This window comes from Streptomyces sp. RK62, assembly GCF_018070255.1.
Taxonomy (GTDB): Bacteria; Actinomycetota; Actinomycetes; order Streptomycetales; family Streptomycetaceae; genus Streptomyces; species Streptomyces nigra.
Map to the genome: position 1 here is coordinate 1 of NZ_JAGPYD010000029.1, position 17,302 is coordinate 17,302.

Annotated in this window: 12 protein-coding genes and 1 tRNA gene; 2 read left to right on the forward strand and 11 right to left on the reverse strand. The window is 73.7% G+C overall.

All coding sequences use genetic code 11. The features are described 5' to 3' along the window. Nucleotides 1-197: 197 nt before the first annotated feature. The 5 genes from menC to KBY32_RS34580 form a co-directional block, all read right to left on the reverse strand. Nucleotides 198-1,307 (reverse strand): o-succinylbenzoate synthase, encoded by a 1,110-nt coding sequence (gene menC / locus KBY32_RS34560; protein ID WP_210982852.1) that lies wholly within the window; start codon nucleotides 1,305-1,307, stop codon nucleotides 198-200. Continuing rightward, nucleotides 1,304-2,074: a chorismate synthase gene (locus KBY32_RS34565; RefSeq protein WP_210982853.1), complete on the reverse strand. Its 771-nt coding sequence runs from the start codon at nucleotides 2,072-2,074 to the stop codon at nucleotides 1,304-1,306. Before KBY32_RS34565 ends, menC begins: the two co-directional genes overlap by 4 nt. A 107-nt stretch (nucleotides 2,075-2,181) precedes the next feature. Further along, a complete protein-coding gene (locus KBY32_RS34570) occupies nucleotides 2,182-2,823 on the reverse strand; it encodes an IclR family transcriptional regulator (protein WP_055624649.1) in 642 nt (213 codons plus the stop codon). A gap of 353 nt (nucleotides 2,824-3,176) precedes the next feature. Beyond that, nucleotides 3,177-4,967, reverse strand: a complete 1,791-nt coding sequence (locus KBY32_RS34575) for a DEAD/DEAH box helicase (protein WP_055624590.1) — start codon at nucleotides 4,965-4,967, stop codon at nucleotides 3,177-3,179. Nucleotides 4,968-5,124: 157 nt separating this feature from the next. Then, complete coding sequence (locus KBY32_RS34580) at nucleotides 5,125-6,579, reverse strand: MFS transporter (RefSeq protein ID WP_115507333.1); 1,455 nt, start codon at nucleotides 6,577-6,579, stop codon at nucleotides 5,125-5,127. 200 nt (nucleotides 6,580-6,779) lie between these two features. Between KBY32_RS34580 and KBY32_RS34585 the strand changes: the two genes are divergently transcribed. Together KBY32_RS34585 and KBY32_RS34590 are read left to right on the forward strand one after the other, a co-directional pair. Next, a tRNA-Cys gene (locus KBY32_RS34585) sits at nucleotides 6,780-6,854 on the forward strand. Between the two features lie 198 nt (nucleotides 6,855-7,052). After that, nucleotides 7,053-8,282: an LPXTG cell wall anchor domain-containing protein gene (locus KBY32_RS34590; protein WP_210982854.1), complete on the forward strand. Its 1,230-nt coding sequence runs from the start codon at nucleotides 7,053-7,055 to the stop codon at nucleotides 8,280-8,282. A gap of 186 nt (nucleotides 8,283-8,468) precedes the next feature. Here KBY32_RS34590 and KBY32_RS34595 read toward each other — a convergent pair whose 3' ends face one another. From KBY32_RS34595 to KBY32_RS34620, 6 genes are all read right to left on the reverse strand, one after another. Continuing rightward, the gene (locus KBY32_RS34595) at nucleotides 8,469-9,662 is read right to left on the reverse strand and encodes an SUKH-4 family immunity protein (protein ID WP_210982855.1); all 1,194 of its coding nucleotides are present in this window, start codon (nucleotides 9,660-9,662) and stop codon (nucleotides 8,469-8,471) included. Nucleotides 9,663-9,926: 264 nt separating this feature from the next. After that, on the reverse strand, nucleotides 9,927-12,239 hold the full coding sequence (locus KBY32_RS34600; protein WP_055624596.1) for a xanthine dehydrogenase family protein molybdopterin-binding subunit: 2,313 nt from the start codon (nucleotides 12,237-12,239) through the stop codon (nucleotides 9,927-9,929). Further along, nucleotides 12,236-13,690: a 2Fe-2S iron-sulfur cluster-binding protein gene (locus tag KBY32_RS34605; RefSeq protein WP_210982856.1), complete on the reverse strand. Its 1,455-nt coding sequence runs from the start codon at nucleotides 13,688-13,690 to the stop codon at nucleotides 12,236-12,238. The genes KBY32_RS34600 and KBY32_RS34605 overlap by 4 nt, the downstream gene beginning before the upstream one ends. Further along, entirely contained in the window at nucleotides 13,687-14,580 is an 894-nt protein-coding gene (locus tag KBY32_RS34610; RefSeq protein WP_055624598.1) for a xanthine dehydrogenase family protein subunit M, read from the reverse strand. The genes KBY32_RS34605 and KBY32_RS34610 overlap by 4 nt, the downstream gene beginning before the upstream one ends. Nucleotides 14,581-14,825: 245 nt before the next feature. Next, the gene (locus tag KBY32_RS34615) at nucleotides 14,826-16,457 is read right to left on the reverse strand and encodes a beta-N-acetylhexosaminidase (RefSeq protein ID WP_210982857.1); all 1,632 of its coding nucleotides are present in this window, start codon (nucleotides 16,455-16,457) and stop codon (nucleotides 14,826-14,828) included. A gap of 1 nt (nucleotide 16,458) precedes the next feature. Next, on the reverse strand, nucleotides 16,459-17,301 hold the full coding sequence (locus tag KBY32_RS34620) for a carbohydrate ABC transporter permease (RefSeq protein WP_210982858.1): 843 nt from the start codon (nucleotides 17,299-17,301) through the stop codon (nucleotides 16,459-16,461). Nucleotide 17,302: the final 1 nt, after the last annotated feature.

Genomic DNA, 17,302 nt, shown 5'->3' on the forward strand with positions numbered 1-17,302 from the left:
GGGGCAAGGGCGTCGGACCGGGGCAAGGGCGTCGGGGCGGTACGGGGCCGCCGTACCGGGGGGTGGCGTCGGATTCGGTCCGGGGCGCCCGACCGGGGCAGGAGCCTCGGGGGTGGACCGGGGCGCCGGACCGGGGCGGGGCCCCGGATCGGGCAGGGGCCTCGGGGCGGACCGGGGGCAGTGCGCGGGGCGCCGGGTCACTGGGTGTACAGGGCGCGGCGGGAGGTCGTGAAGCGGTGCAGGGGTTCCGGGAGGGGGTGGACGCCGATGCCGGGGCCCTTGGGCACGGGGAGGTGGCCGTCGGTCAGGACGAACGGCTCCGTGAGGTCCTCGGCGAAGTAGCGGGCGGAGGCCGAGGTGTCACCGGGCAGGGTGCAGCCGGGCAGCGCGGCCAGCGCCAGGTTGGCCGCGCGGCCGATGCCCGTCTCCAGCATGCCGCCGCACCACACCGGCACCCCGTGCGCGTACGCCACGTCGTGGACGCGCCGCGCCTCCAGATAGCCGCCCACCCGGGCCGGTTTCACGTTCACCGCCCGGCAGGCGTCCAGGGCGATCGCGGACGCGGTGTCACGGGCGTTGTGCAGGGACTCGTCCAGGCAGACGGGGGTCGCCAGGCGCTGCTGGAGGCGGGCGTGGCCGTACAGGTCGCCGCCCGCGAGCGGCTCCTCGACCAGCAGCAGCCCGAACGCGTCGAGCCGGCGCAGATGCTCGGCGTCCGCGAGCGTGTAGGCGGCGTTGGCGTCGACCTGGAGCGGCACGGTCTCCCCGAAGCGCTCCCGTACGGCACGCACCGGCTCCAGGTCCCAGCCGGGCTCGATCTTCAGCTTGATCCGCACGTACCCGTCGGCGAGGTACCCCTCGACGTCGTCCAGCAGTTCGCCGATGCTCGGCCGGATCCCGACCGACACCCCGGCCGGCACGCGCTCGCGCACCGCGCCGAGGTAGGTCGCCAGCGACATGCCGTACGACCGCAGCTCGGCGTCGAGGACCGCCGTCTCCAGGGCCGCCTTCGCCAGCTCGTGCCCCTTGACGCCGGCCAGGGCCGGGCCGAGCACGGGGGCGGTGAGGGCGGGCAGGGCCGCGGCCCGGGGCAGCAGGACGTCCCGCAGCACGATCTCGGCCCCGGCGACGAACTCCGAGCAGTACAGCGGCTCGGGGTCGCCGGCGAACTCGGACCAGCCCTCGGCGGTGTCCGTGACGACCCGCAGCAGGAAGGTGTCCTTCGTCGTCATCGTGCCGAAGGAGGTGCGGAACGGGGTGACGAGCGGGATGGCGATGTGGACCAGCTCGACGCGTTCGAGTTTCACGGGGTGTCCTCCCGGCGGGTCAGCGTGTACCAGCCGTCGCGGGACATGTCCGTGGCCGTGAACTCCTCGGCGAACGCCTTGGTGAGCACCTCGCGCACGGCCCGCCGCCAGCCGAGGGCCAGCTCGGGGTCCGTCACCCGTAACGCCACGACGTCCTCCGGCACCCGGCACCACACATACCGGTCCCCCGGGTCGCGGCGGGCGAGCGGCCCGCCGTCCGGCGCCCGGTGGGTGACGGGCGCGGCCTCGCGTTCGGCGGCCGTGACGGCGGACGGACGGCGGGCACCGGTCAGGTCCCAGGTGGCCTCCAGCCGGTCGGTCTCGTCACCGTCGTTCACACCGTCGGCCATGGGGCCGTAGAAGTCGACGAGGTAGCCGGTGCCCTCGGCGCCCAGCTTGGCGAAGTTGAAGCGGGCGTTGCGGCCCACCAGCGGGTCGAAGGTCCAACGCATGGTGCGCGCCCCGAGCCCCACCGCCCACGCCCGCTGCGTCTCCTTCAGCCGCGGCCCGAGCCCCCGCTCGGCGGCGGCGAGCAGCGAGTACGTCTCTCTGGCCGCCGGCGGCCCGAACACGGCGACGCAGCCGCCGACGAGGCGGTCCCCGTCGTACGCGGCGTGCACCGCGCCGCCCGCGTGGGCGAGGCTGTTCAGCGTCTCCGGCAGCAGCGGGGGCGCGCTGCGCGGGGTCTTCCACACATCACTGAAGTAGTCGGCGACGGCGGCGAACCCGGCGGTCTCGTGCACGGTGCGGATGCTCAGTGAGGTCATGACACGAGTGTCGCGAGGGGGCGCGGGGGCTGCCTAGGGGGTGTCGCGCCGATCATGCCGGGGGCGTGGCGCGTCGGCGCAGTGCTTCGGCGACCTCCCGGGCCGCGTCAGCGCAGTGCCTCGGCGACCTCCCGGGCCGCGTCCACGACCCGCTGCCCCACCCGCTCGGGTACGGCGTCGGCCAGCATCACGACGCCCACGCTGCCCTCGACGCCGGTGACGCCTATCAGCGGGGCGGCGGCTCCGCTCGCCCCCGCCTCCAGTTCGCCGTGGGTCAGGGTGTAGCCGGGGCCCTCGGGGGGCTGCTTGCGGGCGGCGAGGATGGCGCGGCCCGCGGCCCCGCGGTCCAGGGGGTGCCGGAAACCCGCCCGGTAGGCCACGTGGTAGTCGGTCCAGGTCGGCTCTACCACGGCGACGGCCAGCGCCTCCGAGCCGTCCACCAGCGTCAGATGGGCCGTGGCGCCTATGTCCTCGGCCAGGGAGCGCAGCGCGGGCAGCGCCGCCTCGCGCACCAGCGGATGCACCTGGCGGCCGAGCCGCAGCACGCCGAGCCCGACGCGGGCGCGGCCACCGAGGTCGCGGCGGACGAGGGCGTGCTGTTCGAGCGTGGCGAGCAGCCGGTACACGACGGTCCGGTTCACGCCCAGTTTGGTGGATAGCTCGGTGACGGTCAGTCCGTGGTCCGTATCGGCCAGCAGCTTGAGGACGCGCAGTCCCCGGTCGAGCGTCTGAGAGGTCTCCGCGGTCACGACGCCCACTCCTTAGTGGTGAGGTCGACGGCCTCGTCACGGCGGGCGTCACCGAGTCCCGTCGGTCACGCGCTTCAGAGGCCGCCGATCGGCCGGCGGTCCGGCCTTCCGGACCGCGTCGCTTCACGGCTGCGCTCCGCGGCGGCGCTGCCACGGGGCGTGTGCGTAGGCGGACATTAGCGAAGCCGGTTCGCTGAGCGGAAGGCTCCGTCCAGAATCCGGGCATGGCCGGGGACGGACCGGGCGGGTTCGGCCCTATATGTGCGGTGCACGGAGTTGCGGGAGGGGCGTGCGGTGCCGGGTGGGGCGCGCGACGGCGCGGTACGCGGGTGGCGGGTCACTCGCGCCCGGAGTCACCGCATCCGGGTGGCCCACTCCTGCACCTTGGCGATCCGCTGCCGCAGCTGCCCGGCCGTCGCTTCGGCGCTCGGCGGTCCCCCGCACACCCGGCGCAGCTCGGTGTGGATCACGCCGTGCGGCTTGCCGCTCTGGTGGACGTAGGCGGAGACCATGGTGTTGAGCTGCTTGCGGAGCTCCATCATCTCCTTGTGCGAGACGACCGGGCGCCGCTCGGCGGGCAGTTCGAGGAGGTCGGCCTCGGAGTCCGGCTTCTTGCGGCTGTGCGCGATCTGCCGGGCCTGCCGCTTCTGCAGCAGCAGCTGCACCTGGTCGGGTTCGAGGAGCCCGGGGATACCGAGGTAGTCCTGCTCCTCCTCGCTGCCGGGGTGGGCCTGCATACCGAACTCGGCGCCGTCGTAGAGGACCCGGTCGAAGACGGCCTCGGACTCCAGCGCCTCGAAGGAGAACTGCTCCTGCTCGCCGGTGTCCTCGTCCTGCTCCTTGTTCGCCTCCTCCATCTCCTTCTCGGACTCGGCGTACGGGTCCTCCTCGCCCTCCTTCTTCGGCTTGTCGAGGGCGTGGTCCCGTTCCACCTCCATCTCGTTGGCGAAGGTGAGCAGGTCGGGGACGGTCGGCAGGAAGACGGAGGCGGTCTCGCCGCGCCGCCTGGACCGTACGAAACGGCCGACGGCCTGTGCGAAGAAGAGGGGGGTGGAGATCGTCGTGGCGTACACGCCGACCGCGAGCCGGGGTACGTCGACGCCCTCGGACACCATCCGGACGGCGACCATCCAACGGTCGTCACTGGCGCTGAAGTCGTCGATCCGCTTCGAGGCGCCGGCGTCGTCGGACAGCACGAGGGTCGCCTTGCTGCCGGTGATCTCCCGGATCAGCTTGGCGTAGGCGCGGGCGGAGTCCTGGTCGGAGGCGATGACGAGGGCGCCCGCGTCCGGGATGCCCTTCCTGACCTCGGTGAGCCGCTGGTCGGCGGCGCGCAGCACGCTCGGCATCCACTCGCCGCGCGGATCCAGCGCGGTGCGCCAGGCCTGGCTGACGGCGTCCTTGGTCATGGGCTCGCCGAGCCGGGCGGCGATCTCGTCGCCGGCCTTGGTCCGCCAGCGCATGTTGCCGCTGTAGGAGAGGAAGATGACGGGGCGCACGACGTGGTCGGCGAGCGCGTTGCCGTAGCCGTAGGTGTAGTCGGCGGCGGACCGGCGGATGCCGTCCTGCCCCTCCTCGTACGTCACGAAGGGGATCGGGTTGGTGTCGGACCGGAACGGCGTACCGGTCAGGCAGAGCCGCCGCGTGGCCGGCTCGAACGCCTCCAGGCACGCCTCGCCCCAGGACTTGGAGTCACCGGCGTGGTGGATCTCGTCGAGGATCACCAGGGTCTTGCGCTGCTCGACGCGGTTGCGGTGCAGCATGGGGCGCACACCGACGCCCGCGTAGGTCACGGCGACGCCGTGGTAGTCCTTGCCGAGCGGGCCCGCGCTGTACTCGGGGTCCAGCTTGATGCCTATCCTCGCGGCGGCCTCGGCCCACTGCTTCTTCAGGTGCTCGGTCGGCGCGACCACCGTGACCTGCTGCACGACATGGTGGTGCAGCAGCCAGGAGGCCAGGGTGAGGGCGAAGGTCGTCTTTCCGGCGCCGGGCGTGGCGACCGCGAGGAAGTCCCGCGGCTGCTCCTGGATGTACTTCTCCATCGCGCCCTGCTGCCAGGCGCGCAGCTTGCTCGCGGTGCCCCAGGGGGCCCGGCCGGGGAAGGCGGGGGAAAGGTGGTGGGAGGAGGCGGCGGTGGTAGTCACGGTCTCCGGTTCTCGGCTGCGTACGACGACCGGGTCACCCTACCGGCGCCCCACCCCCACGACGCGCGCACCGGCCCGCGTCACCCGGGGGTGGGACCGACGTCACAGCCGAGGGTCCGGCGGAGCGGTCCGGCGGAGCGGTCCGGCGGGCGCGGGTTCAGCGCTCCCGGAGCCGGGTGGTCACCCAGGCGCCCACCAGGGCGACCGCCGCCATCGGCAGGAACACCGCCGCGAACGCCGCCGGGTGCGAACCCGCGCCGCCCGCGTCGAGCGGGGCGTGGCTCAGCGCGCCGCCGCCGAGCGCGGCGAACGCGGCGCCGCCCGCAGCCAGCAGGACGACGTTCGACAGGGCGTCGGAGATCTGGAGGGCGGCGGAGTTGGTGCCGGCCTCCTCGGGGGCGGAGAGCTTGAGCAGCAGCACGCTGGTGGAGGAGATCACCAGGCCCATCCCGAAGCAGCCGAACGCCCAGGCGACGGCCAGCGTCCAGGCCGGCACGGAGTGGATCAGCACGCTGGGCGCCGCCGCGACGGCCGCGGCGACCAGCACCATCCCGGTGGTCGTCAGCCGCTCCCGGTACGGCTCCACGCGCGGCCGGGACTGCACCCAGGAACCCAGCGCCCAGGTGACCCCGCCGGCCGCGAGCGAGAACCCGGCGAGCGTCGGCGACAGGCCCCGCTGGGTGACCAGCATCAGCGGCACGAAGGACTCAGCCGCGATGAACGACCCGGCGGCCACACCGCGCAGCAGGACCACGGACGGCAGGCCGCGCGCCGCCCGGTAGGTGCCGCGCGGGAGCAGGCCGAGCGCGGCCGGGACGAGAAGCCCGGCGCCCAGGAGGCCGGGGACGAGGGAGATCCACCGGAGGTCCTGCGCGGCGTACTGCAGCAGCCCCGCCCCGAAGGAGATCGCAAGGGCGAGCCGGATACGGCGCCGGTCGAAGGAGGCGTCACCCCCGGCTCCCGGCACGGGCCCGGCGGCGCGGCGGCGTATCTGCGGCAGGGCGAGCCCCAACGGCAGAAGCACCAGCACAGGTATCCCGACGAACACCCACCGCCAGCCCAGATGCTCGGTCACCGCACCCGAGGCCAGCGGCCCCACGATGGACGGCACGACCCAGCTCGCGGCGAACGCCGCCATGATCGCCGGGCGCAGCCGCTCGGGGTAGGCACGGCCGACGACGACGTACAGGGCGACGATGACCAGCCCGCCGCCGAGTCCCTGGACGGCCCGCCCGAGGATGAACAGCCACATGACCCCCGCCGTGCCGGACAACAGCAAACCGGCGCCGAAGGCGGCTATCCCGCAGGTCAGCGGCGCGAGCGGCCCACGCCGATCGGACCACTGACCCGACAGCACCATGCCGAAAAGACTCGTGGTGAAGTACCCGGAGAACGCGAAGGCGTACAGCGACACCCCGTCCAGCTCCCGCGCGGCGACCGGCATCGCCGTCCCGACGGCCGTCGCCTCGAAGGCGATGAGCAGCACGACGGAGACGATCCCGATGCTGAGCGCCCGATACGACCGCCCCAGCACGCTCTCCTCCGGTGCGGCGGCGGAGGGAAGGGCGGACGTCTTGGCGACATCGGCGTCGCGCGGCTCGAGGGCAGTCATGGTCGCCAGAGTAAGGGCCGTGACTGACATTGACCCCTGTCGGGGGCCTCACCTCCCCTGGGACCTTGGTCGTACGACCGCCGGTTTCATGAACGCGGCATGGCAGTCACATTGCACACGGCCCGCTTCCCTTGAGCCCCGCAGGACCCCGCCCGTACGGTCGAACCACCGACCAGGCCCGCCCCACGGGCCTTGCGAACGGCCGTGTGCCCGAGTGGCTCAGGGACTCGCCTGCAAAGCGAGGTACGCGGGTTCAATTCCCGCCACGGCCTCCACCGCCCGACCGAGCGAGACATGGGGCGGCACCCCTGAGGTGCCGCCCCCTTTTTCTGTCCGTCTCTCCTCGCCCCACAAGTCCTCCCCCGTCTCTCCTCAAACAGGAGCACAACCCTCCGCCGGCCCGGCGGGTCCTGTTGGTGTCGGGGTCGCAGACTCCGGTCGCCGTGCCTTCTGTCCGACGAGGAGACCCATCCGTGCGCCAGCGCATCCGCACCTCGCACCTTCGTACCTCGGCCGCCTTCGTGGCCGCCGCCGCGATCGCCGCCGCCGTTCCCACGCTCGCCGCTCCGTCGGCGTACGCGGAGGAGGGTGCGGCGGACCTGGTGATATCGGAGCTGCCGAAGACGTCTCCAAAGCCGGGCGACGTGTACGACGAGAACGTCGTCATCACCAACAAGGGCACCGCCGCCGCGGACGGGATCACGTTCCGGGTCCGGCTGACCCGTGGGCTGGACTTCCCCGCCCAGGTGCCGGGCTGTACCTACACGACCGTCGAGGACAAGGTCCGCCAGGCGCTGTGCGAGATCGACGAGGTGATCGAGCCGGGCGCCTCCATCGAGACGCCCGTACGGTTCAAGGCGCTGCCCAACGCCCTGATGGAGGCCGTCCAGTACGGCACGTCCGCCACCGGTGAGGCCCCCGGCGAGGGGTACGACGACAGCCACCGGCGGCTCACCCTGACGGCGGACAGTTCGGCCGACCTGGCGGCCGTCGGTGAGGACACCGAGGCGCTCGCGGGTGACCGGCAGTCCATCACCGTGCGGCTGCGCAACGACGGACCCGGCTGGATCCAGAACCAGGAGAGCGACGACCAGACGGCCCTGATGGTCCGCATCCCGAAGGGCACCACCGCCTCCGTGGTGCCGAAGGCCTGCTCGCCGTTCGGCATCGACGGCCCGAGCGGACCGGGCGGCACACCGGGCAAGCCGACGTACGTGTGCGTGCCGGACGACAACACGCTCGACGTCGGCGAGGAGGTGCTGTTCACCTTCACGCTGGACATCGGCAAGGACACGAAGACGACGACGGGTGAGGTGAAGGCGACGTCGGTGTACGACATCCACCCCGCCTTCGACAAGAACCCCGCCAACGACAAGGCCGCCATCCGCATCGCCATCCCGACCGACTACGAGCCCGACCCGACGCCTTCCGAGGGGTCCTCCGGCGGCAGCGGCACGGGGGGCAACGGCTCCTCCGGTGGCAACGACCCGTCCGGGCAGAGCACCGGGGGCTCCGGTGGTACCGGCGGTTCTTCCACCGGCGGCTCCGGCTCCGGCACCGGTTCCGTCGACGGCAACCTCGCGAGCACCGGCTCGGACGGCACCCCGCTCATCGCGGGCTCCGCTGCGGCCGCCGCGGCCCTGGGCGCCGGCCTCTTCCTCGCCGTACGCCGCCGTCGCGCCGCCGGAGCCGAGACCGGCTGACGAACGCCCGCCCCTGGGGCAGCTCGCCCCGGGGGCACCCGCACCAGGTCAGCAGGCGTCGCACTCCGGCACGCCGGCGGCCTCGTCGGCCTGGACTCGCTTCCCGGCGTACGCCGCCGTCGCGCCGCACAAACGGAGACCGGCTGACGTCGCCCGTCCTACTGGGGCCACCCACCCGGCGCCGGTTCAGCGTCCGCAGGACTCCAGTACACCCACCGCCTCGTCCTGGAACGCCTCCGTCCAGTAGTGCCGGGCGGTGCCGTCCGTCGCGGTGCCCGTCGGGTCGACCGTGGACAGGACCTGGAGCATCGTCATGGCCAGCTGGTCGTAGGTGGCGGTCGTCAGCTCGTGGCCCGACGCCGCGTCTATCGCCCGCTCGCGGTGCAGCAGCCACAGGGTGAAGGCCAGCGTCGAGACGTCCGTGTTCAGCGGGTACAGACGACCCTCGCGCTCGCTCCAGTGCAGGACCGCGCCGGTCATGCCGTCGAGGACCAGGCTGCCGTCCTCCGCGAGGTCGCCGAGGCGGATCAAGGACGCGGCGGCCAAGGGCAGTTCGGCCGGCGCGCCGCACTCGGCGTCGTACTCGTCCAGGGTGGCCAGCGGCGCGTCCGTGTCCAGGGTGAAGAGGAACCCGCCCTCCGGCAGGCCCACTTCACGCAGGAAGCGGCGGGTCGGCTCATGGCCGAGGGCGGACGGGAAGTCGACCTCCTCGAAGCGCACCACCGCGCGCCGCCCGAACTCCTCGTCCAGCAACCGCGGCGGCAGGTCCAGGGCCAGCCCGGACTGCCCGGCGCGGCCCGCGACGAGCGCCAGCGGGCGGATCAGCGCGGCCATCTTCCAGAAGGGTGCGGGCTCGCCGTCCGTGCCCTCCTCGAACACCGACAGCAGATGCCGGGACGCCTCCGCGACCGCCTTCGTGCCGTAGCGCCCGGCGTAGGAGGCGAACTGGCCGCGCAGCCCGGCGAGTTCGTCCGTGGCCTCGGCGAAGCGGACCAGCGTGCGCAGGGAGGGTGCGAGAGCGCGGCGGTCCATCAGGTCGGGCCGGTCCCGCAGAACGTGGGTCGTGGAGATCTCGCCGGTCGTGCCGTCGAGGAGGACGGACTCGGTCTCCCGGCCGCCGGGGCCGAGCAGTCCGCCTATCACCAGCTGGTCGCACAGCTCCGCCGTGAGCCGGCCGGGGGCCGCGTCGCCGGTCGAGTCGGCGACCGTGCGCAGGCCCGCGCGGGACAGCTCGGCGAAGCTCAGCACCGTGTTGCCGCCGGGGAGTCCGGGGCCGGTCAGCCAGCGGCGGGTGGCCGCGTGCGTGACGTACGGGTCGAGTTCGGGCTCGGACAGGATGATCGTCCGGTCACCCGCCTGGGTCGTGATCGTCGTGCTCATGGCTCCCCCGCATGCGCTTGCTCACCGCCCCTGGGCACGACACGCCTGACCGGCCGGTCACCGGACCCGGCCGTCGTCCCCACTGCCCAGAACACTACGCGCCACCACTGACAACGCACCGGCCCCGGCACGGCCCATGAGAGCGCTTCACCTCAGTAGACGCCGGAGCGCCCCGGGTACGTTCCCACAACGCGCCGAATTCGCCGCTGATTCATGAGGGATTCACGTCTGATCCGGGCCCGGCGGCTGCTGCGCCGGGCCCGTTCACTGGGTGGTGTGGACGACCGCGGCCTGGGGGCGGATCGGGAGGCGGTTGACCGGGCGGCCGGTCGCGGCGCGCACGGCCGAGGCGATGGCCGCGGGCGACGTCACCACGGGCACGGCGCTGACGGCCTTGGCGCCGAACGGCGCGACGACGTCCCGCTCCTCGACCAGCTTCACGATCCGGATGTCCGGGGCGTCCAGCGCCGTGGGGAGCGCGTAGCCGGTCAGGTCGGGGTGGCGGATCAGACCGCGCGCGGAGCGCAGGTTCTCGGTGAGCGCTATGCCCACACCCTGCGTGACACCCGCCTCGATCCGGGCCTCCAGCTGGGCCGGGTTGAGGATCCGGCCGACGTCCTGGGCGAGCGCCAGCTCCACCACGCGTACCGAGCCCAGCTCGATGTCGACGTCGACGACCGCGCGGATCGCGCAGAAGGACATGCCCACGAACGCGTCGCCCTGGCCGGCGCCGTCCAGCGGCTCGGTCGGGTGCGGGCGGCACTGGGCCGTGGCCCACAGCTCCTTGCCCTCCAGCGCCTCGCTGACGGTCGTCGACAGGACGCCGTCGTACGAGGTGATCTTGCCGTCGGTGATCTGGAGCAGCTCGGTGGACATGCCGAACTTGTGCGCCAGGGGCTGCAGGAGCTGGGTGCGGACCATCTTGGCGGCCCGTTCGACGGCGCCGCCGGAGACCCAGGTGTGCCGGCCGCGGCAGCCCGCGCCGGCGGGAGGCTGGTCGGTGTCGACGGGGGCGACGTGCACCTCGTCGACGCCCAGGGTCTCCTGGACGATCTGCCGGGCGAGGGTGGTGAAGCCCTGGCCGGTCTCGACGGCGGCGCACAGCACCGTCGCGACCCCGTCCTGGACCTTCACGGTGGCCGTGGAGACCTCGTCGGCGCCCTCGGCGCCCAGCATGTGCACCATGCCCAGGCCGTAACCCACGCCCCGCCGTACGGCGCCCGGTTCACCGGCGCCCTCGGGGCCGCCGGGCAGCAGCCACTCGTCCTCGGGGGTGTCCTTGGGCAGCGGCGGCAGCGGATGGTCCCGTACGGCCTGCAGGAGCTCGGCGACCGGGGCCGGGCAGGTCACGCTCTGGCCGGTCGGCAGGACGTCGCCGGTGGCCAGGGCGTTGCGCAGGCGCAGTTCGGCCGGGTCGACGCCGAGCTTCTTGGCGAGCTTGTCCATCTGCGCCTCGTACGCGGCGCACACCTGCATGGCGCCCTCGCCGCGCACATGGCCGGAGGGCGGGTTGTTGGTGCGTACGGCCCAGCCCTCGATGAAGGCGTTCGGGACGACGTACGGGCCGCAGGCGAAGGCGACCGCGGCGGCCAGCGCCTCGGAGGAGGTGTCCGCGTAGGCGCCCGCGTCGAGCAGGATCTGCGCCTCGACCTTCACCAGCCTGCCCTCGGCGTCCGCGTGGTGGCGGTAGCGCAGCAGGGTGGGGTGCCGGTGGGTGTGGCCGAGGAAGGACTCCTCGCGGGTGGCGGTGAGCTTCACCGGGCAGCCGGTCTTCAGCGCGAGCAGGCCGAGCGGGAGTTGGAAGCCCTGGTCCTCGCGGTCGGCGGTGGCGCCGGGGACGCCGGTGACGACGACCTTGACGCGCTCGGGCTCCAGGCCGAAGCAGGCGGCGGCGCGGTCCCGGTCGGTGTGCGGGTCGGTCGAGGCGAGGTAGAGCTCCACGCCTCCGTCGGGGCGCGGTACGGCGAGTCCGGCCTCGGCGCCGATGGGGGCCGGGTCCTGGCGGCCGATGCGGTACATGCCCTCGACGACGATGTCGCCGGCCGCGTCGGGGTCGCCGTGGCGCAGCGGGATGTGCCGGATCAGGTTGCCGTCGGGGTGCAGCGGCTCGGCCTCGAACGCCTGCTCGGGGTCGGTGACCGGGTCGAGCACCTCGTACTCGACGATGACGGCGGCGGCGGCGAGGCGCGCGGTGTCGGGGTGGTCGGCGGCGACGGCGGCGATGGGCTCGCCGTGGTGGCGTACGACGTCGGAGGCGAAGACGGGCCGGTCGGCCCGGCCGCGGCCGAGCAGGGGGCTGCCGGGGACGTCCTCGTGGGTGACGACGGCGCGGACGCCGGGCATCTCCCGCGCGTGGGTGGTGTCGATGGACGTGATGCGCGCGTGCGGGTGCGGGGAGCGCAGGACGGCCGCCCAGAGCAGGCCCTCGGCCCACAGGTCGGCCGCGTACGGGTACGTGCCCTCGGTCTTGGCGCGGGCGTCGGCGGCCGGCAGGGAGGCGCCGAGGCCGTGCGGAACCTGCTCGGGGGCGGGGGCTGCCTCCGCGGCGGTGGTCGCGGTGGCGGCTTCGTTGCTCACGCCTGGCCTCCGTCCTGGCCGTACGGGTCGTGCGGTCCCATGGCGCCGGGCGCCTCGAACGCCGACGGGTTGACGCCGCCGGCTCCCGGGCCCGCCTGGTGCGGGATGCGGGCCTCGCCGTCCTCCCCGTCGGGGGACTCGGCGGCCGCGTGGGCCTCGCGTTCGGCGACGACCTCCTGGACGGCCCGGACGACACCGCGGTAGCCGGAGCAGCGGCAGAGGTTGCCGCACAGGGCCTGCCGGGTCTCCAGCTCGCTCGGGGCCGGGTTGCCCTCCAGCAGGTCGTGCACGGTCATCGCCATGCCCGGTACGCAGAAGCCGCACTGGACGGCGCCGCAGCGGGCGAGCGCGCGCTGCACGTCCGAGGGGTGCCCGTCCTGGGCGAGCCCCTCGACGGTGCGCACCTCGCTGCCGGCGGCGGTCACGGCGGGCACCAGGCAGGAGGCGACGAGCCGACCGTCGACCTGGACGTTGCACGCGCCGCACTCGCCCTGCGAGCAGCCGTCCTTGGCGCCCGCGAGGCCGAGCCGCTCGCGCAGCACGTAGAGCAGCGACTCGCCGATCCAGGCGTCGGAGACGGGCCGGTCGACGCCGTTGACGCGCAGCACGTAGGAGGCGAGGGGGTGTTCCTCGCCGGACGGCGGGGGCGTCTCGCCGGACTCCTCGGCGCCCTCGCCGTCGGCGTCGGCCTCGGCGGAGGGCTCCGCGGGGCCCTGGGCGGCCTCGGCGGCCTCCCGGGCGTCCTCGGCAGCCGCTGCCGCATCGCCCGCCTCACGGGCCGCCTGGGCGGCCTGCGCGGCGTTCTCCGCCGCCTCCGCGGCTTCCTCGGCGGCATCGGGCGCGGACTGCCGCTCAGGCGCGGCCGTGTAGCCGTCGGGCGCGGGCTCGCCGGGGGCGGTGCGCTCCCAGGGCTGCTCGGGCTGCTGGGGCGCCCAGGGGGCGGACGCGCCGCCCGGAAGCGTGGCCGGGGCTCCGCCGCCCCACTGCTCGACGAGCGAGGACGTGGTGAACTCGCCCGACTCGTCCGGAAGGTCCCCTCCGGCGAGCGGGATCGACCACTGCCCGGTGACGTCCTGGCCGGGCGGGCGGCTCTGGGCGTCCGGGAGGTGCCACTGCTGGGTGGCCGCGGGGTTGTACGTGAACCGGTCGCCGCCGTCCTGGGGCGCGGCGTTCGGGTCGGGCCAGCCGGCGCCCTCGGGGGGCGTGCCCGCGGCGGGCCAGCCGCCGGGCGCCGCCGGGTCGGTGGTGCCGGGCGCGGCGGTGATCCGCGGCGGCACATAGCCCTGGCCGGGGGCGGCGAGCGGGCTGTCGGCGGAGGCCAGGAGGGCGTCGATGCCGCCCTCGGGCAGCTCGACGAAGGCGGTGGCGCCGTCGTCGTACTCGCCCTGGGGCAGCGGGTCCCAGCGGCCGTTGCCGCGGGGCGCGCCCTCTCCGTGCCGGTCGTCGGTCACGACAGCGCCCTCCCCAGTGCTCGTCGGGCCAGCGCGGCGACGGTGCGCCGCAGGTGCAGAACGGCGGGCGGGTGCTGGGCGACGGTCCCGTCCTCGGCCGGGGCCGGGTCGGGGATGCAGGCCGCGGCGACGTACTCGCCGAAGGCCTGCAGGGCCTCGGGGACGACCGCGCGGTTGTTGTCCCAGTCGATCAGCTGGGCGACCCACTGCTCGGCCTCCAGAGGCCGCAGCGGCATCGGCGCTATGGCGCCCACCGCGCAGCGGATGCCGCGCCGGGCCGGGTCGAGGACGACCGCGACGGACGCGAGGGCCCGCCCGGGGCCGGTGCGCCCGGTGGCCTTGAGGAAGACCTGCGGGGCGTGCAGCAGCGGCACGCGCACGTAGCCGATGAGTTCACCGGCGCGCAGCGTGTCCACGCCCGCCAGCAGGTGCGACACCGGGATCTCGCGGCGGGCCCCGCCCGGGCCCGCGATGATCAGGGTCGCCTCGAGGGCGGCGAGGACCGGCAGCGCGTCACCGGTGTGGGACGCGGAGGCGACGTTGCCGCCGAGGGTGCCGGCGTTGCGGATCTGCGGCGGGCCGGCGGCGCGCGCGGCGGCCGCGAGCGCCGGGATCAGGGCGGCGAAGTCGGGGCGGCCCATCCGCGCGTGGGTGAGTCCGGCGCCGAGCAGGGCGTGCCCGTCCTGGTACTGCCAGCCGCGGATCTCACTGATCTTGCCGAGGCCGACCAGGGCGGCGGGCCTGAGCTGCCCGGAGTTGACGGCGGCCATGAGGTCGGTGCCGCCCGCGACGGGCACGGCGGCGGGCATGGCGGTGAGCGCCGCCACGGCCTCGTCCAGCGTCGTGGGCAGCGTGACGGCCTGCGCCGCCTGCGGTGCGTGCGTGGTCAAACCGGCTGCCCCTTCCCGCTGCCCCACCTGGTCCCACCTGTGCTGCCGTACGGTACGTGCTGACAGGGCGGACGTGGCAACTCTGGCACATCTTCCCAGGGCACGCGGACACGGGTCCGCTAGGAGGCATTCGCCCACCTCATCGGGGAGATGGTCCGTTTTGGCACGGCATCACCGATGAGTGCCGATTGACACTCTTCGGTGATCCGCTGCCGGTTTTTCCCCTGTCTGTTCGCCCGGGGCGGTCACCTGTGCGGAGGCGGTCCGTCGATCGGGCGGCCGAGGACCCCGGGGCGCCGCTGCCACGGCCGGGGCCCGGTGGGCGGCCGGTAGGCGACGCCCAGGGCGTCCAGGCGCGCGTAGTGCGCGGCCATCCGCCGCTCGAAGCCGGCGAAGTCGCGCTCGGCCGGGGCGGGCAGGGCGCTCCAGGCGACCTCGGCGAAGGCCGCCAGGCGCGGGAACATCTGGTAGTCGACGCGCGCGGCGTCCTCCATCACCTCGGTCCACACGTTGGCCTGAGTGCCGAGCACGTGCCGGGCCTCGTCCCGCGTCAACTCCCCCGGCACCGGCTCGAACCGGTAGACGTCCTCCAGGGTGCGCACGTACCCGATCGGCACCGGCTCGTCGGCGCCGCCGTCCTGCCGGTGGTCCAGGTACACCTGCTGCTCGGGGCACATGACGACGTCGTGTCCCGCGCGGGCCGCCGCGACACCGCCCGCGTAGCCGCGCCAGGACGACACGGCGGCGCCCGGTGCGAGCCCGCCCTCCAGGATCTCGTCCCAGCCGATGAGGCGGCGCCCGCGCGCGGAGAGCCATCGGTCGAAATGGCCGATGAACCAGGCCTGGAGACCGTCCTCGTCCTTCACCCCGAGTTCCCGGACGCGCTTCTGGGCGGTGGGCGAGGCGCGCCACTGGTCCTTCAGGCATTCGTCGCCGCCGACATGGACGAACGCGCCGGGGAACAGTTCCAGGACTTCCTCGAACACCCCCTCGTAGAAGCGCAGGGTGCTGTCAGTGGGGGCGAGTACGTTCGGAGAGATCCCCCAGGTGTCCCAGACGGAGAGGGCGGTGGTGTCGATGACGTCGGTGTTGCCGAGTTCCGGGTACGCGGCGATCGCGGCCTGGGAGTGGCCGGGCACGTCGATTTCGGGGACGACGGTGATATGCCGCTCGGCCGCGTACGCCACGATCTCGCGGATGTCGTCCTGGCTGTAGAAGCCGCCGTGCGGCTTCTCCTCCCAGAGCGGCGAGGCGCGATGGCCGAATTTGGTGCGCGCCCGCCAGGCGCCGGTCTCCGTGAGCCGCGGGTACTTCCGGATCTCGATACGCCAGCCCTGGTCGTCCGTCAGATGGAAGTGGAAGACGTTGAGTTTGTGGGCGGCCATCAGGTCCAGGTGGCGCAGGACACCGTCCTTGGGCATGAAGTGCCGGGCGACGTCCAGCATGAGTCCGCGCCAGCGGAATCGGGGCGCGTCCTCGACGGTCGCAGATTCCAGGACGGGAAGGGCGCCGGGGCGGACCGGAGCGCGGCGGAAGGCGTCCGGGCCGAGGAGCTGACGCAGGGTCTGGGCACCCCAGAAGACGCCGGCGGCGTCCCCGCCCCGGATCTCCACACCGTCGTGCGCGTCGGTGCGCAGCCGGTACGCCTCGGCGCCCAGGGTGCCGTCCAGGAGCAGCCGGATACCGCCTGGCGCGTCCGGCGGCCCAGGTCGCAGGGGCAGGCCGTACGCCGCGCCGAGCGTGGCGCGCAGCCGGCGTTCGGCGGTCCCGGTGCCGTCGGCGGCCCAGAGGGTGGTGTCGGCGCCGAGCGTGAGGGTGCCGTCGCGCGGGCCCTCGGTCGCGCGCGGCGCGGGAATCAGTTGCCGAGCGGAAGTCACATCAGTCCTTTACCGCCCCGCCCAGCCCCGACACCAGTCGCCGCTGTACGAGGACGAAGAAGATCAGCACCGGAATCGTCATCACCGTGGACGCCGCCATCACCCCGCCCCAGTCCGGCTCGTCGGGCTTGTAGAAGACGAGCAGGGCCATCGGAAGGGTCGACTGGGAGGTGTCGCTGATGATGAACGACTTGGCGAACAGGAAGTCGTTCCAGGCGGAGATGAAGGAAAACACGCTCGTGGCCACGAGGCCCGGGAAGACCAGGGGGAAAAGGATCTGCCACAGGAATCGCGACCGGCTCGCCCCGTCGAGCGCGGCGGCCTCCTCCAGGGCCTCCGGAACGGCCTTCACAAACCCCCGCAGCATCCAGATCGCGAAGGGCAGCGAGAAGGCGATGTGGGGCAGGATCAGCGACCCCAGGGTGTTCAGCTGGCCGAAGTCCCGCATGAGGAAGAACAGCGGGATCGTCAGGGCCTCGACGGGCACCATCTGGGCCACCAGAAACATGATGAGCAGGGTGGTCCGGAAGCGGAACCGGAATCGTGTGACGGCGGTCGCGGCGAGAAAGGCGATGAGCGCCGAGACGACCACGACCGTGCACGCGACGACGAGGCTGTTGACGAAGTAGCGGCCGAATTCGTTCTGCTCGAAGACCCTCCGGAAGGAATCCAGGGAGGGCGACAGGGTCCACGGCCGGGGCTCGGTGGACTCGATCTCCCCGGCCGGTTTGAAGGCGCCGAGCACCATCCAGTAGAGCGGGAAGGCCACCGCCACGGCGATCAGCAGCGCGGTGGTCTCCGCGAGCAGCCGCCAGGGACGCCGTACGAGACGCCTCGCGCTCATC